Below are 20,958 nucleotides of genomic sequence, written 5' to 3' on the forward strand. Positions count from 1 at the left end.
GTCATGAAAAAGAAGATATTGATGTTCTTACCTTGTGGCTATGGATACTCCACTGCTGTTTTCTTTTAGGATAGATAGAAATTGGTGAAGTCTGTCTACAAAACGAAGAAACTAGCAGAAAAATAAACGTGAGTGAGGGATATCACATGGAAAAAAACCAGAAAGTATGCCGAAACCTGTTGGTCACTACAGTCATATCACAATGGTGCCAAAGGGTGCGGGATTATTTGTGACATCGGGTCAGGTAGGGACAGATATAGATGGGCAGATCCCATCAAGCTTAAACGCCCAAGTAACGAATACGTTTGAAAACATTAAAAAAATCCTTGAATCAGAAGGATTGAATGAAGAACATGTGATCAAGGTCAATATATGGGCAACAGAAGAAATCGACTGGGTGTAAATTTTGGTTTTATTTTTCATTAATACAAAAAGCTATCCATAATAAAGGATAGCTTTTTTTAAGGATACGAATATCAATCGCTTATGGAAATATATTAAAAAATTTCTCTTGACTTGGTGTTCACTCCAAGTAGTAATCTGTGTTTACTATCGGAACCACAGAAAGGAAGAATAAAATGAACGAACAAAATAAAGTGGTATTGATTACAGGAGCCAACTCTGGGATTGGATTGGAACTGACGAAAAAGATTCTATCTCAAGGATGGGAAGTAATTGCTGTAATTCGTTCTGACTTTCCAAATGATCAACCAATAATTATTGATGCTCTTAAAAAGAAGCTATTAAGAGTATATAAAGCTGATTTAGCCGAATTCTCCAGCCTTAGAAACGTACTTAGCCAGATTAAGAAAAGCGAGACCAAAATTGACTTGATTTTTAACAATGCAGGAGTCAGTTTTGCTGAATACAAATATTCCAAACAAGGGCGTGAAATTCATTTTGAAGTTAATACATTAGTGCCTTATATCGTTACAATGGAACTTAAAGAACTGTTACTACATGGGCAGGAGAAAACGATCATCAATACGTCTTCCAATTCTTTATTATTTTTGAAGCAATTTGACTTAAATACAGTAATCGATCCTAAGACAATTCCATTTAAAAAGATTATAGGTCCATATGCGAATAGTAAATTAGCCCTTTCCCTGTGGACGAATGGAATTGCTCCGAAGCTATTGACCGAGGGAATAAAAATTCGCAGTGTCTGCCCAGGACCAAACAGGACGAAGTTGACCAAAGGAAAAAGAATGCCCAGTTATATTCTTCCCATAAGGAACCTTATTTTTTCTCCGCCAAGCAAAGGGGCATCTCGCTTATATGAAGCTGCTTTCAATTTCAACAACGAAATTACCGGGATTTTTGTAAACAAGGGCAAAGAAACTGCAATCAAATTCTCTGGTTATGAGGCACAAGTACTTAATCAACTGATTGATATTTACCAAAACGAGTTTCTCGTTTAGATTTTAATTAATCTATCTGTAAACAAAATTAGTAGGTGATGATGTGAATGCTTATTCTATCAAGCAAGCTTCCAAGAAAACCGGATTAACTGAAGATGCGATCCGCTATTATGAAAAAATCGGATTGCTTCCTTATGCAAAAAGAAAACGAAATGGACATCGAATATACGATGAAGAAGACATAGAGCTAATGGAACTGATCATTTGTCTGAAAAAAACAGGAATGTCATTAAATGAAATGAAAAATATTTTACAATATCCTGTAAAATATAAACTTAGTTCTGTTCCCGAATTAAAAAGAACCCTTTTAGAATATAAAGAAAAAGTGATGAATCAAATACACGATCTTCAACGTATTGTGGAGTTTATTGATTCTAAGCTAGAAAACGATGAGACCCTTTTTCGGCCTCAAAAAAATAAAGGTAACAAAAACGGTTAGTGTATGATTGGTATTTTAACTGTAGTTTAGGTATGAAGCTACCCTTATGGGCTATTACTTAATATTTTGTTTAAATCAATAAGATGCTTCAATATAAGAGTATTTTAGTGCAAATTAGCACTTAAATGAAATGAAAAATAGCTCCTAAAGTGATAGACTGGGACCATCTATATCCTCAGTGGGATACGATCTTCAAAACAGCTTACCCATCAATGACGGTTGCTTATGTATCAGCTTTAGGATGGCCTGAGCTGAAAATTGAAATTGAACTATGGTGTGCGGATATATGATTCAAAAAAAGAACAGTGGAAACTGTTCTTTTTTACTTGAGCCGCTTTGTGATCCATCCAGCAAGGAACGTAAAGACGGTATAGACAATCACCCAAATGAGAAAGGATTCATTCCCGTCAATATAAGTGAACATGAAGATCATGCTCGCTAACAGCACAATCAAAGTAGGCATCCATACATTCTTCAAAAAGAGCGTGCCAAAAATGCCAATCAGCACAGAGAGAATAGGAAAGCCAAATACAATGAATAGAATAAAAACAGCCATAAGACTAACTCCTTTTAACAAGTGTTTACATCAAAACATAAAAGACCGACGCAGCCATGTGTGGAAGTGCAAAAATCATCACAAGAAAAGCCGTATCAAGGCGCCACATGCGGTGTTCTTTTGTTTCAGAATGATAGGCTGCTCGTGTCTCTTCTCCACTTGTCCAAGCACCCATTAGCACCCCAGACATCACGACCCCAATAATTGAGATGCCGCCACTGACAAACCCAATCCATTCAAGGTGCTGCAACAGGATAGCGGCGCTGCAAATCACAATCATTGAGCAAACACCGGCGAAAAAAGCATGTTTTTTTCTCATTCTGGTTCACTCCCTTCAAAGACAATTAGGAGACCGCATCACATATTTCAATGAAATGACCATCAGGATCAGACACATAAGCGACTGTTTGACCCCATGGTTTTTTTGCAGGTTCTTTGATGATCGGTACCCCTTTTTCTTTCATTGATGCAATCGTTTGCTCCACATCATCCACAACAAAGCCAATTTCAAACGTTTGAGATGTTTGATTTGTTTCAGGGACAGGCAATCCGAGTGCTTCTTTGACATCCTGGCGTGAATTAATCGATAACGTCACGTCTCCAGTGTCAAACTCAACATAGGATTCAACCCTCAATTTTATTGGGAAACCAAGTACATGCTGATAGAAATGAATACTCGCCTCCACAGCGTTTACATATAAAATGGTATATTTCATTTTCATGTGAAAAACTCCTCTCTTCATATACGTGTCAAAAACGGAAAGGTTTCCCACTCATTGTACCATATAGGATATAAGGTGTATTTCATGCCAAAAAAACCAAAATATTTAGCTCAATAGTCTTGAAAAACAAAAAGTGGTGACATATGATAAAAATGTAAAATTAGAAAAAATAGGGGGATTTTACATGTTGAAAAAAATCATGGTGGCTGTCCTGTCTTTAGGTCTTTTGCTAAGCTTTACACAAGTCGACACCCACACAGCAGATGCAAAAACGGTCAAGTCTTACAAAAACTGCAAAGCGCTGAACAAAGTGTATAAAGGCGGCGTAGCAAAAAGCAAAAACACGAAAAACAAAGGTGGAAAAACAAAGTACAAGCCTTATGTATCTAAAGCACTTTATCAAAAAAATAAGCACCTTGACCGCGATAAAGACGGCATTGCGTGTGAACGCTAAGCACATGTGAAAAAGACCTGCAACAAGGTCTTTTTTCTATGGGATCAAACTCGTCCCTTTGTACCTTCTTCCTCTTTATATTAAAATAAAGATAGTTTCAAAAATCGATACAAAGTGGGGTACTCAATTTGTCAACACAAGCTCATAAGAAAGACATCCGATTGATTGCCATTGATATGGATGGCACGCTGTTAAACAGTGAGCACATCATTCCAGAGGAAAATAAACAAGCCATTAAAGAGGCTGAAGCAAAAGGGGTCCATGTGGTCATTAGCACAGGGCGGACACTGATGACATGCCGAGAGCTGGTTGAGCCGCTCAAGTTATCGTCTTACCTTGTGACAGCAAACGGAAGTGAAATCTGGGATTCAAACTTCCAGCTGATCGAACGGGATCTGCTGCATCCTGATCACGTCCAAATGATGTGGGATTTAAAAAATAGGTACGAAACCGATTACTGGGCTTCGACTGTGGATAAGGTGTGGAGAGGTGAATTCCCTGAACGAATTCATGACCATGAATGGCTGAAATTTGGCTTTGATATTCATGATGATGACGTTCGTGAGGAAGTCCTCAATACATTGAAAACAAATAAGCACCTAGAGATCACAAACTCAAGTCCAACGAATATTGAAGTCAATGCAGCCGGCATTAACAAAGCGGCAGCTCTTGCAAAAGTAGCTGAACGCATTGGCTGTACGATGGATAACGTCATGTCACTTGGCGACAGCCTCAATGATATGGCCATGATTCAAGAAGCCGGATTAGGCATTGCGATGGGAAATGCCCAGGAAGTGGTGAAAGAGGCCGCTGATTGGATTACGGCTCCTAACACAGAACACGGCGTGGCAAAAGCCATCCAACATTGGGTGCTGTCTAAATAAGGTGCATTTCATTACAGAAAAAGTGAGAGGACTTTGCCTCTCGCTTTTTTGTTTTCTCCTAGTTCAATTGTTATGTTTTCTAACAATGTCATGTGCAATCTAAGCAAAATTGATATAATTAATATAAATTCGAATATTCGGACTTTATATTCCGTATTTCGGAACAACAAGGAGGAATTCTATGTATCAAGTGGATATCAACTGTGATTTGGGAGAAAGCTTTGGTCAATACACAATCGGTGCAGACGAACAAATCTTAGAATATGTCACCTCAGCCAACATTGCTTGCGGTTTTCATGCAGGAGATCCAACGGTTATGAGAAAGACGGTCAGAATGGCACTGGATAAAGGGGTCAAAATTGGTGCACATCCTGGTTTGCAAGATTTGGCCGGCTTTGGCAGACGTCCAATGGCTATCTCCGCAGAGGAAGCCTATGATCTTGTCATCTATCAAATTGGCGCTCTATCAGCCTTTCTCAAGGCCGAGGGCGGTACGATGCAGCATGTCAAACCACACGGCGCCCTCTACAACATGGCGGCTGAAAATACTGAATTATCTGAATCGATTGCGCAGGCTGTGTATGATGTGGACCCAAACCTTGTGTTATTTGGTCTGTCAGGCAGTGAACTTGCGTTAGCAGGTGAACGAATAGGTTTGCAAGTGGCACATGAAGTGTTTTCTGATCGGACGTATCAAACAGACGGGACGCTGACATCGCGCCGCGAACCACATGCACTCATTGAAGAGGATGAACGGGCCGTCCAGCAGGTTGTTCGTATGGTGAGAGAAGGCAAGGTTCGTACAGTTCAAGGAGAAGATATCGAGCTCAAAGCAGATACGGTCTGCATTCACGGAGACGGCAGCCATGCGCTTCAATTTGCGAAGACCATTACAGCGAAGCTAAAAGAAGCCGGCATCCATCTCAAGGCCTTTCAATAAAAATCGTCATCAAAGGGGGAAACAGCATGAAAACAGAGAAAGTCAAACACATGAAGGCTCCAAAGGGGAATCGGTCTATGCTGATGGGCGCTGCCTTTTTAATGGCGACGTCCGCGATCGGACCGGGATTTTTAACACAAACAACCGTCTTCACACAGCAGCTTGCGGCTAGCTTTGGGTTTGTGATTTTGATCTCCATTTTATTAGATATTTTTGCACAAACAAATGTATGGCGCATCATTGCCGTTTCAGAAAAACGAGGTCAGGATATAGCGAATATGGTGCTCCCGGGTCTTGGCTATGTGCTGGCCTTTTTGATTGTCATTGGAGGACTTGCCTTTAACATCGGAAATATCGCAGGAGCTGGTCTCGGTTTCCAGGTGATCTTCGGCGTCGATCCGCGAATCGGTGCAGCCATCAGTGCTGTCATTGCCATTTTGATCTTTGTGATTAAAGAAGCTGGGAAAGCAATGGACCGTTTCACACAAATAGCAGGTTTTGTGATGATTGGCCTGATGCTGTATGTGGCGGTTTCAACAGCACCGCCCGTTGGAGAAGCAACGCTCAGAACATTTGTCCCAGAAGAAATTGATATTTTATCAATAGTGACACTTGTCGGGGGGACAGTTGGCGGCTATATCGTTTTTGCTGGTGGGCATCGTCTATTGGATGCTGGCATTAAAGGAAGGGATGCACTTCCTCAAGTGACAAAAAGCTCTGTTTTCGGCATTCTTATTACATCTGTGATGCGTGTCGCTTTATTTTTAGCCGTTCTAGGAGTGGTCTCAAAGGGCTTACAGATTGATCCAGCCAATCCGCCTGCTTCTGTATTCCAATTGGCGTCTGGAAATGTTGGATATAAAATGTTCGGCATCATTATGTGGGCTGCGGCCATTACATCAGTTATTGGCGCGGCTTACACGTCTGTTTCCTTCTTTAAAACCTTCTCGCCAAAAATTGAACAAAATCAGCGCGGGATTATCATCGGCTTTATTGCTCTCTCGACTATTTGTTTTATTACGATCGGACGACCAGTGAACATCTTGATATTAGTTGGAGCAATCAATGCATTGATTTTGCCGCTCGCCCTTGGCACATTACTCGTTGCGGCGTATAAGAAAGACATTGTCGGAGATTATCGTCATCCATTCTTTTTGACAGTGACTGGTGCATTTGTTGTGGTCATTATGGCGATGATGGGCGGCTATACCATCATTAATGAAATCCCGAAACTATGGAGCTGATTCAGATGAATACTTATCAAACATATGAGCCATCACAGATGAGAGAATTGATTCGCGAAAAAAAGATCACAGGACCAACGGCTGGCTTTGCAGAAGGGTTTGCTCAAGCCAATTTAATGATTGTCAAAAAGGAACTTGCCTTTGATTTTCTTTTATTTTGCCAGCGGAATCCGGCTGCCTGTCCATTGCTTGATGTATTGGACCCAGGTGATCCAGTACCAAGACGGTCGGCGCCTCAAGCGGATATTCGTACGGACTTTCCTAAGTACCGTATTTACCGAAAAGGGATTCTTGAAGAAGAGGTGACAGATATCACTGCTTATTGGGAGGATGATATGGTTGCCTTTCTCATTGGATGCAGTTTTACGTTTGAGCACGCGCTTATGCTGAATGACATTCCTGTCCGCCATATTGAAGACGGTCATAACGTACCCATGTATCAAACGAATATAGCTTGTGAAAAAGCAGGAGTCTTTCATGGCCCGATGGTGGTCAGCATGAGACCCATTCCGGCGCATCAAGTCACAAGAAGTGTTCAAGTGACGTCTCGATTTCCATCAGTCCATGGCGGTCCAATTCATATAGGGGACCCAGCGGTGATTGGCATTTCCGATGTGAATCAGCCTGATTTTGGAGAACCATCTGTGATCAAAGAAGGAGAAGTCCCGGTGTTTTGGGCATGTGGTGTGACGCCGCAAGTCATTGTCATGCATACAAAACCCGACATTGCGATCACTCATGCACCCGGGCATATGTTCATCACAGATCGAAGAGATCAAAAGCTAGGTGTACTGTAGAAAGAGAGGTGTCCTCAAGTGGCTTTTTTAACGATAAAAGATTCCATCACCTACCACCCGTTGGGAGATGCAGCGATCGTCATCCAAGCTGGAGCTGACATACGTGAGGAGATTCATGCACGTGTTGAGCAGCTGTTTGCATGTATTGAACAGCACCCATTTGAAGGATATGTAGAAGCGGTTCAAGCCTTTACAAACGTGACTGTTTTTTACGAGCCTTATACTGTTCATCAATCGGCCCGACTTCAACAACATGACCTGTCTCCGTATGAATGGGTCAAAGGCTATATTGAACAACTTCTTGAAGACAAATGGCAGGAGGGAGTTCAGGTAAAGCGCCGCATCGTTGACATTCCAGTCTGTTACGGGGGAGCGCTGGGCCCTGATTTAGAAGAGGTTGCCCGTATCAATGGTTTAACGCCAGAAGAAGTCGTGCGTATTCACACTGCCGGCACGTACCTTGTCTATATGATTGGATTTGCCCCAGGGTTTCCGTTTTTAGGCGGGCTGTCTGAAAAGATCGCAGCACCACGCAGAGAAACACCAAGGATGTCCATTCCAAAAGGCTCTGTTGGTATTGCAGGAAAGCAGACAGGCGTTTATCCAATTTCCACACCCGGGGGCTGGCAGCTCATTGGACAAACCCCGCTGCCGCTTTTTCGCCCAGACGAGGAAATTCCGAGTCTATTGAAAGCAGGGGACGAGGTCAGATTTGTCCAAATGTCTGAAAAGGAATTTTTCAGCATGAAGGAGGCAGAACGTTGAGTATTCATGTCATCAAGCCAGGAATCTACACAACCATTCAAGATAAAGGGCGGCAAGGCTATCAAAAGTATGGCGTCTTAACGAGCGGCGGCATGGACCCGCTCTCACTTAGAATTGCCAACATTCTCACCGGCAACCAAGAAAATGAAGCAGTGCTGGAAGTGACGTTGATGGGGCCGGGGCCTGTGCTCACATGTGAGAGGGATCAGCTCATTGCATTCACTGGTGCTGATGTTGAGATTGATATTGATGGAGAGCGGGCACCATTATGGAAGCCGCTCTTTGTTCGATCAGGAAGCACGATCACTTTTGGTCTTTGTAAGAGAGGCTGCCGCGTTTATCTTGCTGTGGCAGGTGGATTTGATGTGGAACCAGTCATGCAGAGCAAAAGCACCTATGTCAGAGCAGGGATCGGTGGACTGAAAGGACGATCGCTTGAAAAAGGCGACGTTCTGCCTGTTGGAGAGCCGTCTATCGTAGCGGATCATTTGTTTGATAGGCTGAAAAATAAAGTGAAACAGGCGGGATACAGCGCACCCGATTGGACAGTGAGTCATGATCATTTTTTACCGCTGCGGAAATCACCAGTGATTCGTGTGCTGGCAGGCAGGCATCTTTCTCATTTTCAAGAAACATCTCAAACCGCGTTTTTTGAGCAGCCTTATCAGGTCACACCCCAATCAGATCGCATGGGCTGCCGGCTAAAGGGAGAGCCGGTTCATTTAAAAGAAAAGCTGGAATTGATCTCAGAAGCTGTCGCCTTTGGATCTATTCAAATTCCACCCGATGGCCAGCCGATTATTCTGCTGGCAGATCGGCAGACGACAGGCGGATACCCGCGTATAGGAGAAGTAGCGACTGTTGATTTGCCGCTTATTGCACAGGCGATGCCTGGGGCAAAGCTGTATTTTGAACAAATAGATCATCGGGATGCAGAGCAGGCGTTATTTAAGCAAGAAGCAGAACTGAGGGAGCTGGCCGCAAGAATCAAGCTGGAAGCATTCTCGTTTAGAAAAGGTGAAGAAGATGCAAAACACAAATAAAACGGTTGTGAAATCAATGGAGATTTTGCGGCTGTTTATCGCTCACGATCAATTAACATTAAATGAAATGATCGAGCTTTCCGGTATGCCGAAAACATCTGTCCATCGCATGGCGACCTCTTTAGCCGATATGGGGCTGTTAGAAAAGCAAGAAACAGGTGCTTATCGATTAGGCTTGATGTTCCTTGAATATGGTCAGCTTGTGGCGGACCGCCTTGATATTCGGAGGATTGCGAGACCATTTATGGAAAGCTTACGTGATGAAGTGGGAGAAGCTGTACAGCTCATTGTTCGTGAAGGTGACGAAGCCATTTATGTGGAAAAGATAGAAGGTACGCAGCCTGTTCGTCTCTACACCGCCGTCGGTAGACGCTCCCCCCTATATGCAGGTGCCTGTGCGAGAAGTATTCTTTCCTTTTTGCCAGAGAGCGAAAGACTTGCCTATATTGACTCAATTGAGCTGGGGAAGATCGGAATTGGGACTATTACAGATAAAGAGGTTCTAAGAAACATGCTGGAAGAATCAAATGCGAGGGGATATACGCTAAGCTATTCTGAGCTTGAAAACTATACAGCTGCGATTGGAGCTCCTATTTTCAATCATCTGGGGGAAGTGGCAGCAGGTATTAGCATTGCAGGATTTGAAGCGGGATATCAAAAAGAACGCTTACCTTACTTAATTAAACAGGTGAAAAAAGCCGCCAGTGATATTTCGAGAGAATTAGGCTTTTCTGAACAAATAAAAAGCCAATGACCGTCAAGATCATTGGCTTTTTGCATGCAGTTGATTAGAAAGTTTTTCCTAAAGCTTTCGCACGTTCGATTGCATCTGCTTTAATTTGCTCTGCTTTCGCAGGCTCAGCATTGTGGCCTTCAACGATAAGACCTTCGAAAGAAGGAATTCCGAAGAAGTTAGCGATTGTACCAAGGTAACGGTGACCTGCTTCAAGTTCAGCAGCAGGACCTTCAGAGTAGTATCCGCCACGTGCTTGGATGTGAAGAGCTTTTTTGTCTGTTAATAATCCAACAGGACCTTGCTCAGTGTATTTGAATGTTTTACCAGCTACAGCAACAGAGTCGATGTATGCTTTAAGAACTGGTGGGAATGAGAAGTTCCAAAGTGGTGAAACAAATACATATTTGTCAGCAGAAACGAATTGATCACTTAATTCGTTTAGGCGAGCAACTTTCGCTTGCTCTTCAGCTGAAAGTGTATCGAAACCAGCGCCAGATTGAAGTTTGCCCCAGCCAGCGAATACATCTGCATCAATGTGAGGGATGTTTTCTTTGTACAAATCGATATGTACAACCTCGTCACTTGGATTTGCTTCCTTATAAGATTCGATAAATGCCTTAGCAGTAGCCATACTGTAAGAAACTGTTTCATCATGCGGATGTGCAGTGATGTATAAAACTTTTGCCATGTTCATTCAATCCTTTCTGTTTCGGTTATTTTTTTAGCGTATCCCAAAGGTACACTGAATATGTGGCATCTTTAATCATATTGGAATGCTATGAAAAAGATGTAACAAGCACAGTTACATGAAAACTGATATTTTCATTGTAATCACTATGTAGTTTGAAGTCAAGGTAAAAAGTCTCGAAATCAAGATAAAAAGTTTGTAAATTTTTCTAGAACGCGTAAACACGCAGTTTTCAGCGCAAAAAGCCTACTCTTATTGAACAAAAAATTGATCGATATCGCAAGTAAAGAGTTTGTAAAGGCGCTGCATCTCAAAAAAAGATGGATGCCTCTAAGTCATCTGCTACAAGCATCTGTTCTCCGGTTTCGTATATATAAGAGAAGGCAGGAGAGAGTGAGGGATAAGAGTGGGACGATCCTATGTTGCGATTGGAGATTCCTTAACAGTTGGGGTGGGGGCACGTTTATTTGGCGGAGGATTTGTTCAGCGGTTTTGGTGGATGCTTGAAAAAAAGACGCATGCACCAGTTGAGCTGTCCGTATTTGCAAAATCAGGGTTAACGACTGAGCAGATTTTACAGCTCTTCAAACGGTCAGAGGTGAGACGTTCGATTGCGGCAGCTGACATCATCACCATCACAGGCTGTGGGAATGACCTTGTTCAAGCTGTTCAGCAGTATGAAGAAGGTGAAGATGAAAAGAAACTGCTGCAAGCAGTCATACATTGTCAGGCGAATTTTAGCAAGATGATTCAAGAAATCGCTCAGATCAAAAGAGGGCAGCATCAGCCCTACTACGTGTATTTCATGAATTTATATAATCCATTTCCGCAAATACCAATAGCCGGTCGGTGGCTTCAGCAATATAATCAACAGCTTCGTTTGCTTGCTGCGAATCCACATGTAGAAGTTGTGGATGTGTACCGGGCGTTTGAAGGACATGAAAGAGCCTACTTATCGATTGATCAATTTCACCCGAATCCTAAGGGGTATGAAGCGATGGCAGAAGCATTGTTTAAGGCATACTGTAAACAGCTGTAATCCGGTGGGATTGCAGTTTTTTTCATCCTTTTCAATATATGACGGTTTCGATATGATAAAAGAAACGAAGGCGAAAGAGGTGTGCAGGCATGGAGGAAATCAGTGCGTTTTTTCAAAAGATGTCAGGAACGGCTTATGAAGTAGGAAAACAGCAGGCTGTCTGGCTTAAGGAGAACCCGTTGCTAAAGACACAATATATTCGAACAGAACCGGTAACACAACAGGCTGTGAAAGAAACGAAGCAGTTGATCCGTCCCTTTCTTCCTCAATTAGATGAAGAGATTACTGGATTTTGTGATGAACTGCAATTAGATGAGCGTTATTTGACCTTTTTCTATTCATCTCATCTTCAGCCAGGCTGTTCCCACTGTGTGAGGCAGGGGAATATGGCGGCCGGTCAACAAACGGTCATGCTGCGTAACTATGATTTCTCCCCGATTTTTGATGATATGCGTCTTGTGACGACACATGTAAAAGAATCGGTATGTCATACAGGCTCGTCACTGCTCTTGTTTGGCAGATCTGATGGAATGAATGAGCATGGTCTTGCTGTGACTTTCTCTGCTTGCGGTCCGCCGGTTGGCAATGAACCCGGTTTAAAGCCTCCAGCCGTCGCCGGTTTGCAGGTGTATCATGTGATTCGCTCTGTTCTAGAATCCTGTCCAACGGTCGAGGAAGCCATTCGCTCTATCGAGGAAATGCCCGTTGCCTCAAATGTTCTTATCATGCTTGCCGATCGAAAAGGAAAGGCGGCTGTGATTGAAATCATTGATGGTCAAAAAAGGGTGAGGATACCGGAGAGAGGTTATATTGCTGCAACGAATCATCCGGTAGCTGATCAAACAGCAAAAGGGATGACCAAACATCATTCTGTTGTCAGATACGATATGTTAATGGAAGCTTTAAAAGAGCAACGATCAAGTGATTCTCTTGTGAAACTGTTCCAGACAGAATATCCTGATGGTCTGGCTGTGCACAATTATGAGGAGCTGTTTGGAACGATGCGAACCGTCATGTTCCGTCCAGAAGAAGGCACAATCGATTATTGCTTTGGCTCTCCCGTATACAATCCGACTTATTCTTTAAAAGCCGGAGGTTCACTGCCTTTTCAAGAACAAAAGGTTCAATTTCATCAAAAGGATTATGGACCGTCATTTTGGAGAAGTGTCTGATGATCCCTTGTTTTTAATTTTGTCATAGCCGCTGTGCCAAAGTCAGATCAACTTAAGATTGCATCGCTTGTTGAAAGCGTTTTATATTAAGGTGTGACAATAGACCTATTTATGCAGAAGGAGGCATTTCATGTACATAACGGCACGAGAACAGAAAGTCATTAAATACATCATTCAGCAAAATCGTTATGTCACCATTCGTGAGATAGCCGATTCTGTTCAGGTAAGTACTAGAACGATCCATAGAGAACTAAAATCCATTAAACCAATATTGAAAGATTATCATCTTTCGTTAGATAAACAGCCGGGGAAAGGCTTGAAGGCAGTCGGCGAACAGGAGGATAAACAGCGGCTTCTTGCTCATATGTCAAATGAGGATCAAATCGAATATAGCTCAGATGAACGAAAGCTCTTAATTCTATGTGCGCTGCTTGAAGCGAAGGAACCGGTGAAATTATACACACTCGCAGCTGACTTGCAGGTCACAAATGCGACGATCAGCTATGATTTAGATGAACTAACGGAGTGGATTGCTCCATACGGTTTGCAGCTTATCCGCAAGCGCGGGTACGGCATTGAATTAAAAGGGCCGGAGGAAGCAAAACGAAAAATTGTCGGCAATCTCATTGTTGACCGGCTCGATATTCAATTATTTTTAGAAACGATTGAAATGAATATCAAACATCGAACGAAAGCAACGGAAAAGGTGTTTGGCGTTGTCAGCAGAGGACAGCTGCTAAAGGTAGAAAGGCTGCTCTTTCATTTGAAAGATCGACTGTCACTCTCATTATCTGATAGTGCCTATATTGCACTTGTTGTTCACTTAACCTATGCTATCGAACGTATTCAGCTTGGGGAAACCATTCGAATGGAAGAGGAAGAGCTGCTGGAATTAAAGCGGACGAAGGAATTTGAATCATCACTTCGAATGGCAAGGGCGCTTGAACGCATGTTTAATGTGGAGATTCCTGAAGCGGAGGTCGGATATATGACCATCCATCTTCGCAGTGCAAATCGCAGCTTTGGGGCAGAATACCGTATTGATGAAATTGAGCTGGATATAGCGCTGAGAACGAAAAAGCTCATTGATTTTATTTCAAATAAAACCGGCTATCATCTCAATGAAAATGATTCATTGTATGAGGGGCTCGTGTCTCATCTTGAGCCTGCCATGAACCGTCTAAAGGAAAAGATGAGAATCTATAATCCGCTCACACAACAAATAAAAAAAGACTACTTTTTGCTGTTTATGGCGATAGAAGAGGGAGTCGAGCGTTTCTTTCCTGAGATTGAATTTCCAGAGGATGAAATCGCCTTTATTGTGCTTCACTTTGGCTCAGTGCTTGAAATCAAAAAAGAAGAAACAAAAATTCATGCGCTGGTTGTGTGCTCAAGCGGCATCGGTTCCTCGAAAATGCTCGCCTCTCGGTTGAAAAAAGAATTGCCGGAGATCGCCAAATTCGATCTATCCTCCTTGATGGAGCTAAAGGAAATCGATGCATCGAGCTATGACATGATTGTCTCGACCGTTCCGATTCCCTATGAGCATATCGATTACATCATGGTCAGCCCCCTTTTAAACGAGGATGATGCCATGCGTGTGAAGGCTCATATTAAACGGAAGATTCCTTATATCATCGAGAAAAAAAGAACAAAAGAATCTCCCAAAGAATTGGTGCAAGAAACCATTGATATGATGGCGGTTGCAGAGCAGGTGACGAATTATATGTTTGTGATTCGCAGCATCCTGTCCCATTTTACCATCGAAAAAAGAAAGACGATGCCGCAGCATGATGAAACCATCAGGCAGCTGCTTCGTCAGCTTGAAGAGGAAGGGTTTATCATACATGCGGATGATGTGGCGGGCGGCCTTCTGGAACGTGAACAGCAAGGCGGCTTAGGCATACCTGGCACTGAGTTTGCTCTTTATCATTTAAAGCATACATTCATCAAGGAACCAATCTTCCATATTTATGATCTTGATCAGGCATACGAGGTTAAAAGCATGGATGGCGGGCAGCAGCAGATGTCACGAATGCTCATGATGCTTGCGCCGCAAGAGCTTGGCAAGGAAGGATCAGAAATGTTTAGTCTAATCAGTTCATCCATCATTGAAAGTGAAGAAAGCATGGCGCTTTATGGACAGGGGACAAAGGAAGACATTGAACAGAAATTACATCAGCTTTTCTATCAATTTGTCAAAGAGGCAAAGTGGTAAGAAAAAGGCCGAGAGCTTATTCGCTTCTCGGCTTTTTTGCTGTGACACAGACAGCAAGGGTAGGACGAATTTGTTCATACTCAATAGAAAATTGGTCAAACCCGGCAAACTGCAAGTCGTTTAATATGTTTTCACCCATCTCTTTTGTCCGCTTGGCGTCAGCTCCTTTTTCTCTTGGCTGCATCACAATAACGAGTGTTCCGCCTGGTTTCAAGGTGTGATAAAGATTGAGTAATCCCGTTTTTGGATCATCCCAAATCGTAAAATTGTTAACAGACAGCACTTTGTCATACTGCTCTCCGGGAAGACGTGTTTTCTCGATTTTTCCGACATACAGCCGAACTTGTTTGTCTTTTGCCCGTTTGCTGACGCGTGACTGTGCTTGCTCCTGCATGGTGGAAGAAGCATCAAGCCCATCAATGTGAAGATCTTCATAATGCTTGAGCATATGTTTAATGCTGTAGCCAGGTCCATAGCCAATTTCTAAAATGTTTTCACCATCTGTCAAATCTAAGTGGCGGATGGCCCACTGATTCAATGCTTTATTTTCATTTGCCATAATGAGTCCAGCAATGCTTCCGAGCCAGCCTTTTGGTCTGCTAAAGGTTTTCGAAATAGACAGCATGTGAGAACGCTCCTTTTTGATGATCATGTAACCGATTTTTCCCCTCTTCAAACATGCTGATTTTCGGGAACACATCTGTACAGCTTCATGATGTTTGAGTGGAAAAATGAGGTGGTAATGAAAGGATACATCAACAAATCAAGGAGGAGCTTACACATGGATTTACGTGAATATTTAACAAATGGCATTCCGCGCCAAACGCAGGATCAGCAGCCAGGCAGTGAAAGAGAAATGAATCCAGCGCCGATCTTTGAGGATGAATCATATCAAGGTTCTGGCAAGCTAAAAGGAAAAGTGGCACTGATTACAGGTGGAGATAGTGGAATTGGACGGGCAGTATCTGTTGCCTATGCAAAGGAAGGTGCACATGTTGCCATTGTGTACTTAAATGAACATGAGGATGCAGAGGATACGCAAAAACGTGTAGAACAGGAAGGCGTTAAATGCTTAACGATTGCAGGAGATGTCGGTGACGAAGCCTTTTGTGAGAAAGCAGTAGAAAAAACAGTTGAAGCCTTTGGTCAATTAGACATTTTAGTAAATAATGCGGCTGAACAGCATCCGCAAGAACGTATTCAAGATATTTCGAGTGAACAGCTTCACCAAACCTTTAGAACCAACTTCTATTCCTATTTCTATTTTACGAAAAAGGCACTGGATTATTTAAAACCGGGAAGCTCCATCATTAATACAACATCAATTAACCCATATCGAGGAAACCCAGTGCTGATTGATTATACGGCGACAAAAGGAGCCATTAACGGCTTTACGCGTTCTATGGCACAATCGCTTGTGAAAGATGGGATTCGGGTGAACGGTGTAGCGCCAGGTCCAATTTGGACGCCGCTCATTCCATCTACATTTGATGAAGACAGTGTGGAAAGCTTCGGGGCAGAAACCCCAATGGGAAGACCAGGACAGCCTGTTGAGCATGTCGGCTGCTTTGTCCTGCTGGCTTCTGATGAATCGTCTTATATGACAGGACAAACACTTCATGTCAACGGCGGTTCCTTTATGAATACATGATCTACCGCGGCACCGCCCAGCTTTGATTGGGCGGTGTTTTTAGTATTTCTTGCGATTTTTCTGCACAGATATGACAGACCATACGATAATGCCTACAACAACTGCCGCAATGACAAGTGAACTCAAATGGAACATCGTTTCATGATGCATGTTCAATTTCTCCCTTCATTGAACCTGTTTTCTATAGCATCAGCCAGAAGGTCTCTTTTTATGAAAAACACATTTCTTTGTTTAATGAATGGGCTGTCGTGGAAACCTACGTATACGGATGAAATTTTGAAGGAGTGAAACGATATGTCTCAAGAAGAATTAAAACAGAAGGTATTAAACCTATTAGATGAACAAAAGGTCGGGACACTAGCGACTGTTGAACAGGATAAGCCGCATACTCGCTACATGACGTTTTTCCATGAAGGTCTGACGTTATATACACCAACGAGTAAAGAAACACATAAAGCAGATGAAATTGAAAAAAATCCGAATGTTCATATTCTTATTGGATATTCAGGCGAAGGATTCGGTGATACTTATGCAGAAATTGCAGGTACCGCAACATTAACCGATGATCGGGAACTGATCGACCGTCTTTGGTCTGATGAGATGGAGAAATGGTTTAAAGGAAAAGAGGATCCGAATTTAGTGATTCTGAAGATTGAGCCAACCTCCATTCGTTATATGAATGAAGGAAGCCGTACACCAGCAGAATTATCACTTTAACACTTGCGTAAGCAGGGGGAATGTGTTATAGTTTTATATTAGTGTTGAAATAAGCAAATAAATAAAGAAAGTAAACTTTCTTTTTTCTATGACATAATGAGAAGCAATAGAGCTTCTACTTGATAAGAACGAGACGCTGTCAAAGCGAACAAACTTATTCTTTTCCTTCTGCACCCGCCCCCTATAAAAGCGGAAGAATGGAAAAAAGACGTTTTGATTTACAATTCACACTGGCACGGCTTCGGAGCCGTAAGGACGAATGAGAGGTAGGGCTTTCGTTGTCTTGTTATCCAGAACTTCCATGGCGTTTACTTTCAAACGTAGGTTCACTCGGAACACATATGACACACTGATATGATCGAATCTTAATTCATACACTCCGTAACGGAGATTAAACATTGATTATTTATTTGCATGAAAAGAGTAAGGAACAGGCTGTCATCTATTTGGCAGCCTTTTTCATTAGGTCAAACAATAGAACCCCGAAACCAATGAGCACAAGAAAAGGAAAAACAAAGGTCGCAACCATTCGCATAGCGTCCGCTCCAAAAGGGTTGGACACTAACAGCAGGCCGATAAATGCACAGGTCATCAGAGTGAATAAGATGAGTTTCATTTACTTTGTCCTTTCTTCTGATACTGCCAAATTCGCTCAATAAAAAAGAACATAACCGCAAACAAAATAGAAAACATGAACATATCCAGCAGGGTCACGCCTCTATTTGGGTGCACAAGACCAAACCAAACGAATTGCAGAACAAAAGAGATCACAAAATATAGAATCGATTTTTTCATCATTGTCCTCTTTTCACTTATTTTTTTGTCCCTTAAGCCACATCAGCCAAATGATAAAGGAACCAATCACACATGAGAGCAAAGTGACAGGCGGCAAGGTGTGCCAGCTAGTCAGCCCCTTTACAAAACACATATAAAAAAAGAAAATGGAAATGGATACGAGTACCCATTGCTTGAACCAGCGAGGGACACGCAGCCAAGCTGCTAGAATGATTGATGATAGCTTATCCAATGAGATAACTCCTTTTTTGAATCTGATTGGATTTTATCGTAAACAACAAAGTTTGTAAAATATGGATTTTAGGGGCTTTGATGGTATTCTTCTAGCATGAAACATTTTCGCTGTACTGACGTATAAGTGAAAGGAACCTCATGAAAGGAAGCGATCAAGTGAAAAGAATACCAGTGATTTTCCTCAGGTATATTGTCTTCTTTATTCCAGCAATCATTCTTAGTTTCTTGGTGTGGAACCACTACCAAGATGATTTGTCAGCAGGGAAAGCGACGCAATATGACGTCAGACGAATATTTACATTTGATGAAGGGAAACGAGTGGTGAGTGCTGTATCAAAAGACCAGCAACTCCATTTTGTAATGTATGATCCTCAATCAGGAAAAATAATCAGTGAATGGTCCACGGAAAGCGATACGTTTAATGAAATGGTGCCATCCATTCAAGGTAAAAATCTCTTACTTGCTTTAAAAAATAAAGAGGGGCAGCTTTTGATCGAGAAACTAACGCCTAGCGGAGAAAAGAAAGAGCTCATTAAACAAAACTTGCAGATTCCCTCATTTTTAAAAACGAATACATACCAATGGAATGGACGGCTCGTATTTACAGGAGAAATGGAAGGTGCCGCTACAGTCCTAGGTGAGCTAAAGAATGGTCAGTTTTTTCATGTGCACAATCTCAACAAACTGAAGCTGCCAGCAAGACCCGTTTCCATCGATGCCGTCATGAACTCCTTTAGAGGCCAGACGCCTATACCTATATTTGAATTGACTTTAAAAAATGACCAGAAAGCATATGTCAGCGGAGTCTCAAACGATAAGCATCAGCTTGGGGTCTATGTCTCCAAAAACGCTGAACCGTTTAGCCTCATTAAAGATAAAGTGGAGAAGCAGCTAGCAAAAACAATCGGAACATCCCAAAACTTTGCCGTCGCTGTCGAATCTAACTATCCAAAAAGACCAAGGAAAGTGAATGCAGATGGAGGGCTTGGTGAAGTCGTCCCAACACCAAAACCGATTTATCAAACCTTTATCTACCAGCTTAATGAAGAAGAAGTTCTTCTTGTAGGCTCTACAGCAAAGGACGAAGCAAAAGGCAAGCTGACTGGTTATATTTACAACCACCGCACGAATAAGACGACGTCTGTCAGCAAGCTTTTTCAGTCGTTTTCATATGAAATTTTAAACAGAGAAGGACTATTTTTTCATAAAAATGTGAATAGTGATTGGATCTATTATTCATTCGAAAATCAATTAACGGGTGCATTTGAGACGAAAAGCAAACAGCTAAAGGAATTTCCTTTGCAAAAAGTCATCTCAATCGAAAACGCAAGCCCTGCTCACCAAACATCATTTGACACCTTTATGCAATATGTCATGAAAGGCGGACCGCTCATTCTCAACTGGGCAATATGGCTGTTTATTCCATTGCTGTTATTTGTACTAGCCATCTTCCTGCCGCCGATTTTGAGATTGGTAAGAAACAACAAAATCAAAGACAGTGTCACATTAGAAGCCAATATTGTATCTGTCAAAGAAACAGGCACCTACCTCAACGAACAGCCGATTATCAAAATGCAGCTGCAATTTCAATATGATGGGCAAAATATCGAGAAGACGGTTAAAACGGTTGTATCCTACACCCAGATACCGCAGCCAGGCCAGCGTATTGTCATTCACTATGATCCGAAGAAGAAAAAGGCAATGCTCTTAAAAGAAGGTGACTTCTCACAGCCAAGTCAGCCAAAGTTCATCAAAGGCGCTGTTTTAAGAAATATAGAATCATATGGAACAGTAGGACGAGGCACTGTCTTATCACTCACATTTGAATTGGATCAGAAAACGTATATCATTCCAATGATTCAAGCCGCTGGTTTTGAATTTACAACAGGAGAAAAAGCCGATCTTGTCGACATCAACGGCCAGCTCAAAATGGCAGCCTATGGCCATGAAGTGCGGAATCGATCGGGGAAAGATGTGACGTTAACAGGAACGATCCAGCGGGTGAAGCAGTATCCAGTCACGATTCATAATCAGAAACCTATTATGCTGGATGTGATGGTTTCTAGCGGAGATCAGTCCATTACTAAAACGGTCAGTCAATTCATCCCTGACCATATGGAGGTTGCGCCAGGAACTCAAATCACGATGCAGACAAAACAAGAAGAGCTGGATAAAGAAATCAGTCTTATGCAAGAGAAACAAGGAAGTGCAAAAGTGACCCATGTCGCATTTTCTGGTGTCATCGGCAACCAGCCGTTAGCGACCATTCAGATTGAGAGAGATGGCGTGATGTATGAAGTGAAACAGCCAATCGATCCAATCACTAGCGTACTGCCAGGTGATGAATTGTGGGTGGCATATCACGAAATGACACGTCAAGCAGCCATTGTGAAATATGCATCAATTTAAAAAATACTTTAGCGTGTAGATAAACCCTCGCATT

23 protein-coding genes and 1 pseudogene are annotated in these 20,958 nt (G+C 42.3%); 17 read left to right on the forward strand and 7 right to left on the reverse strand.

Features of this window, described 5'->3' with window-relative positions; genetic code table 11:
- Positions 1–166 precede the first annotated feature (166 nt).
- The 3 genes and pseudogenes from MHB67_RS02175 to MHB67_RS02185 all read left to right on the forward strand — a co-directional run.
- A pseudogene (locus MHB67_RS02175) lies at positions 167–397 on the forward strand (RidA family protein); the annotation flags it as partial.
- 181 nt (positions 398–578) lie between these two features.
- Positions 579–1,421 carry an SDR family NAD(P)-dependent oxidoreductase gene (locus MHB67_RS02180; RefSeq protein ID WP_024425546.1) on the forward strand — a complete coding sequence of 281 codons (843 nt, stop codon included), beginning with the start codon at positions 579–581 and terminating at the stop codon, positions 1,419–1,421.
- Positions 1,422–1,464: 43 nt separating this feature from the next.
- Entirely contained in the window at positions 1,465–1,860 is a 396-nt protein-coding gene (locus tag MHB67_RS02185; protein WP_073203836.1) for a MerR family transcriptional regulator, read from the forward strand.
- A 322-nt stretch (positions 1,861–2,182) separates the two neighbouring features.
- Here MHB67_RS02185 and MHB67_RS02190 read toward each other — a convergent pair whose 3' ends face one another.
- Genes MHB67_RS02190 through MHB67_RS02200 form a run of 3 tightly spaced genes read right to left on the reverse strand, consistent with a single transcriptional unit; the run spans position 2,183 to position 3,138 of the window.
- Positions 2,183–2,416, reverse strand: coding sequence for a DUF2651 family protein (locus MHB67_RS02190; RefSeq protein ID WP_073203838.1), 234 nt, complete (start codon positions 2,414–2,416; stop codon positions 2,183–2,185).
- A 25-nt stretch (positions 2,417–2,441) separates the two neighbouring features.
- Positions 2,442–2,735, reverse strand: a complete 294-nt coding sequence (locus MHB67_RS02195; protein ID WP_073203842.1) for a DUF5316 family protein — start codon at positions 2,733–2,735, stop codon at positions 2,442–2,444.
- Positions 2,736–2,760: 25 nt separating this feature from the next.
- Positions 2,761–3,138: a VOC family protein gene (locus MHB67_RS02200; RefSeq protein WP_073203845.1), complete on the reverse strand. Its 378-nt coding sequence runs from the start codon at positions 3,136–3,138 to the stop codon at positions 2,761–2,763.
- 184 nt (positions 3,139–3,322) lie between these two features.
- Between MHB67_RS02200 and MHB67_RS02205 the strand changes: the two genes are divergently transcribed.
- The 8 genes from MHB67_RS02205 (at position 3,323) to MHB67_RS02240 (ending at position 10,019) form a co-directional block, all read left to right on the forward strand.
- Positions 3,323–3,592, forward strand: coding sequence for an excalibur calcium-binding domain-containing protein (locus tag MHB67_RS02205; protein WP_080652949.1), 270 nt, complete (start codon positions 3,323–3,325; stop codon positions 3,590–3,592).
- Between the two features lie 128 nt (positions 3,593–3,720).
- Positions 3,721–4,476 carry a Cof-type HAD-IIB family hydrolase gene (locus tag MHB67_RS02210; protein ID WP_024425552.1) on the forward strand — a complete coding sequence of 252 codons (756 nt, stop codon included), beginning with the start codon at positions 3,721–3,723 and terminating at the stop codon, positions 4,474–4,476.
- A gap of 181 nt (positions 4,477–4,657) precedes the next feature.
- Positions 4,658–5,416: a 5-oxoprolinase subunit PxpA gene (locus MHB67_RS02215; RefSeq protein WP_283859874.1), complete on the forward strand. Its 759-nt coding sequence runs from the start codon at positions 4,658–4,660 to the stop codon at positions 5,414–5,416.
- 26 nt (positions 5,417–5,442) lie between these two features.
- Entirely contained in the window at positions 5,443–6,660 is a 1,218-nt protein-coding gene (locus tag MHB67_RS02220; RefSeq protein WP_103132442.1) for an NRAMP family divalent metal transporter, read from the forward strand.
- A 5-nt stretch (positions 6,661–6,665) separates the two neighbouring features.
- Positions 6,666–7,457 (forward strand): putative hydro-lyase, encoded by a 792-nt coding sequence (locus MHB67_RS02225; protein WP_122631468.1) that lies wholly within the window; start codon positions 6,666–6,668, stop codon positions 7,455–7,457.
- An 18-nt stretch (positions 7,458–7,475) separates the two neighbouring features.
- The gene (gene pxpB, locus MHB67_RS02230) at positions 7,476–8,222 is read left to right on the forward strand and encodes a 5-oxoprolinase subunit PxpB (RefSeq protein WP_212052575.1); all 747 of its coding nucleotides are present in this window, start codon (positions 7,476–7,478) and stop codon (positions 8,220–8,222) included.
- Complete coding sequence (locus tag MHB67_RS02235; protein ID WP_103132440.1) at positions 8,219–9,265, forward strand: biotin-dependent carboxyltransferase family protein; 1,047 nt, start codon at positions 8,219–8,221, stop codon at positions 9,263–9,265. The genes pxpB and MHB67_RS02235 overlap by 4 nt, the downstream gene beginning before the upstream one ends.
- A complete protein-coding gene (locus MHB67_RS02240) occupies positions 9,249–10,019 on the forward strand; it encodes an IclR family transcriptional regulator (RefSeq protein WP_342492759.1) in 771 nt (256 codons plus the stop codon). The genes MHB67_RS02235 and MHB67_RS02240 overlap by 17 nt, the downstream gene beginning before the upstream one ends.
- 34 nt (positions 10,020–10,053) lie before the next feature.
- Here MHB67_RS02240 and MHB67_RS02245 read toward each other — a convergent pair whose 3' ends face one another.
- Positions 10,054–10,689 (reverse strand): FMN-dependent NADH-azoreductase, encoded by a 636-nt coding sequence (locus tag MHB67_RS02245; RefSeq protein ID WP_024425558.1) that lies wholly within the window; start codon positions 10,687–10,689, stop codon positions 10,054–10,056.
- 406 nt (positions 10,690–11,095) lie between these two features.
- On the opposite strand from MHB67_RS02245, the gene MHB67_RS02250 reads away from it, so the two are divergent.
- The 3 genes from MHB67_RS02250 (at position 11,096) to MHB67_RS02260 (ending at position 15,118) form a co-directional block, all read left to right on the forward strand.
- Positions 11,096–11,728: a GDSL-type esterase/lipase family protein gene (locus MHB67_RS02250; protein ID WP_103132438.1), complete on the forward strand. Its 633-nt coding sequence runs from the start codon at positions 11,096–11,098 to the stop codon at positions 11,726–11,728.
- An 89-nt stretch (positions 11,729–11,817) separates the two neighbouring features.
- On the forward strand, positions 11,818–12,900 hold the full coding sequence (locus MHB67_RS02255) for a C45 family peptidase (RefSeq protein ID WP_342492760.1): 1,083 nt from the start codon (positions 11,818–11,820) through the stop codon (positions 12,898–12,900).
- Between the two features lie 130 nt (positions 12,901–13,030).
- Entirely contained in the window at positions 13,031–15,118 is a 2,088-nt protein-coding gene (locus MHB67_RS02260) for a PRD domain-containing protein (protein WP_341080537.1), read from the forward strand.
- A gap of 16 nt (positions 15,119–15,134) precedes the next feature.
- On the opposite strand, the gene MHB67_RS02265 is transcribed toward MHB67_RS02260, so the two are convergent.
- Positions 15,135–15,770: a class I SAM-dependent methyltransferase gene (locus tag MHB67_RS02265; protein ID WP_341080540.1), complete on the reverse strand. Its 636-nt coding sequence runs from the start codon at positions 15,768–15,770 to the stop codon at positions 15,135–15,137.
- A 129-nt stretch (positions 15,771–15,899) separates the two neighbouring features.
- On the opposite strand from MHB67_RS02265, the gene MHB67_RS02270 reads away from it, so the two are divergent.
- Positions 15,900–16,769: an SDR family oxidoreductase gene (locus MHB67_RS02270; RefSeq protein ID WP_024425561.1), complete on the forward strand. Its 870-nt coding sequence runs from the start codon at positions 15,900–15,902 to the stop codon at positions 16,767–16,769.
- Between the two features lie 294 nt (positions 16,770–17,063).
- Positions 17,064–17,486 carry a pyridoxamine 5'-phosphate oxidase family protein gene (locus MHB67_RS02275; RefSeq protein ID WP_073203869.1) on the forward strand — a complete coding sequence of 141 codons (423 nt, stop codon included), beginning with the start codon at positions 17,064–17,066 and terminating at the stop codon, positions 17,484–17,486.
- A gap of 612 nt (positions 17,487–18,098) precedes the next feature.
- On the opposite strand, the gene MHB67_RS02280 is transcribed toward MHB67_RS02275, so the two are convergent.
- Positions 18,099–18,281, reverse strand: coding sequence for a hypothetical protein (locus MHB67_RS02280; protein WP_172881211.1), 183 nt, complete (start codon positions 18,279–18,281; stop codon positions 18,099–18,101).
- Between the two features lie 13 nt (positions 18,282–18,294).
- A complete protein-coding gene (locus tag MHB67_RS02285; protein WP_034283837.1) occupies positions 18,295–18,513 on the reverse strand; it encodes a hypothetical protein in 219 nt (72 codons plus the stop codon).
- Between the two features lie 158 nt (positions 18,514–18,671).
- Here MHB67_RS02285 and MHB67_RS02290 point away from each other — a divergent pair, with 158 nt between their 5' ends.
- Positions 18,672–20,924: a hypothetical protein gene (locus tag MHB67_RS02290; protein ID WP_342492761.1), complete on the forward strand. Its 2,253-nt coding sequence runs from the start codon at positions 18,672–18,674 to the stop codon at positions 20,922–20,924.
- Positions 20,925–20,958: the final 34 nt, after the last annotated feature.

Origin of the sequence: Bacillus sp. FSL H8-0516 (assembly GCF_038635285.1) — a bacterium.
In the GTDB taxonomy this organism is placed as follows: Bacteria; Bacillota; Bacilli; order Bacillales; family Bacillaceae; genus Bacillus; species Bacillus safensis.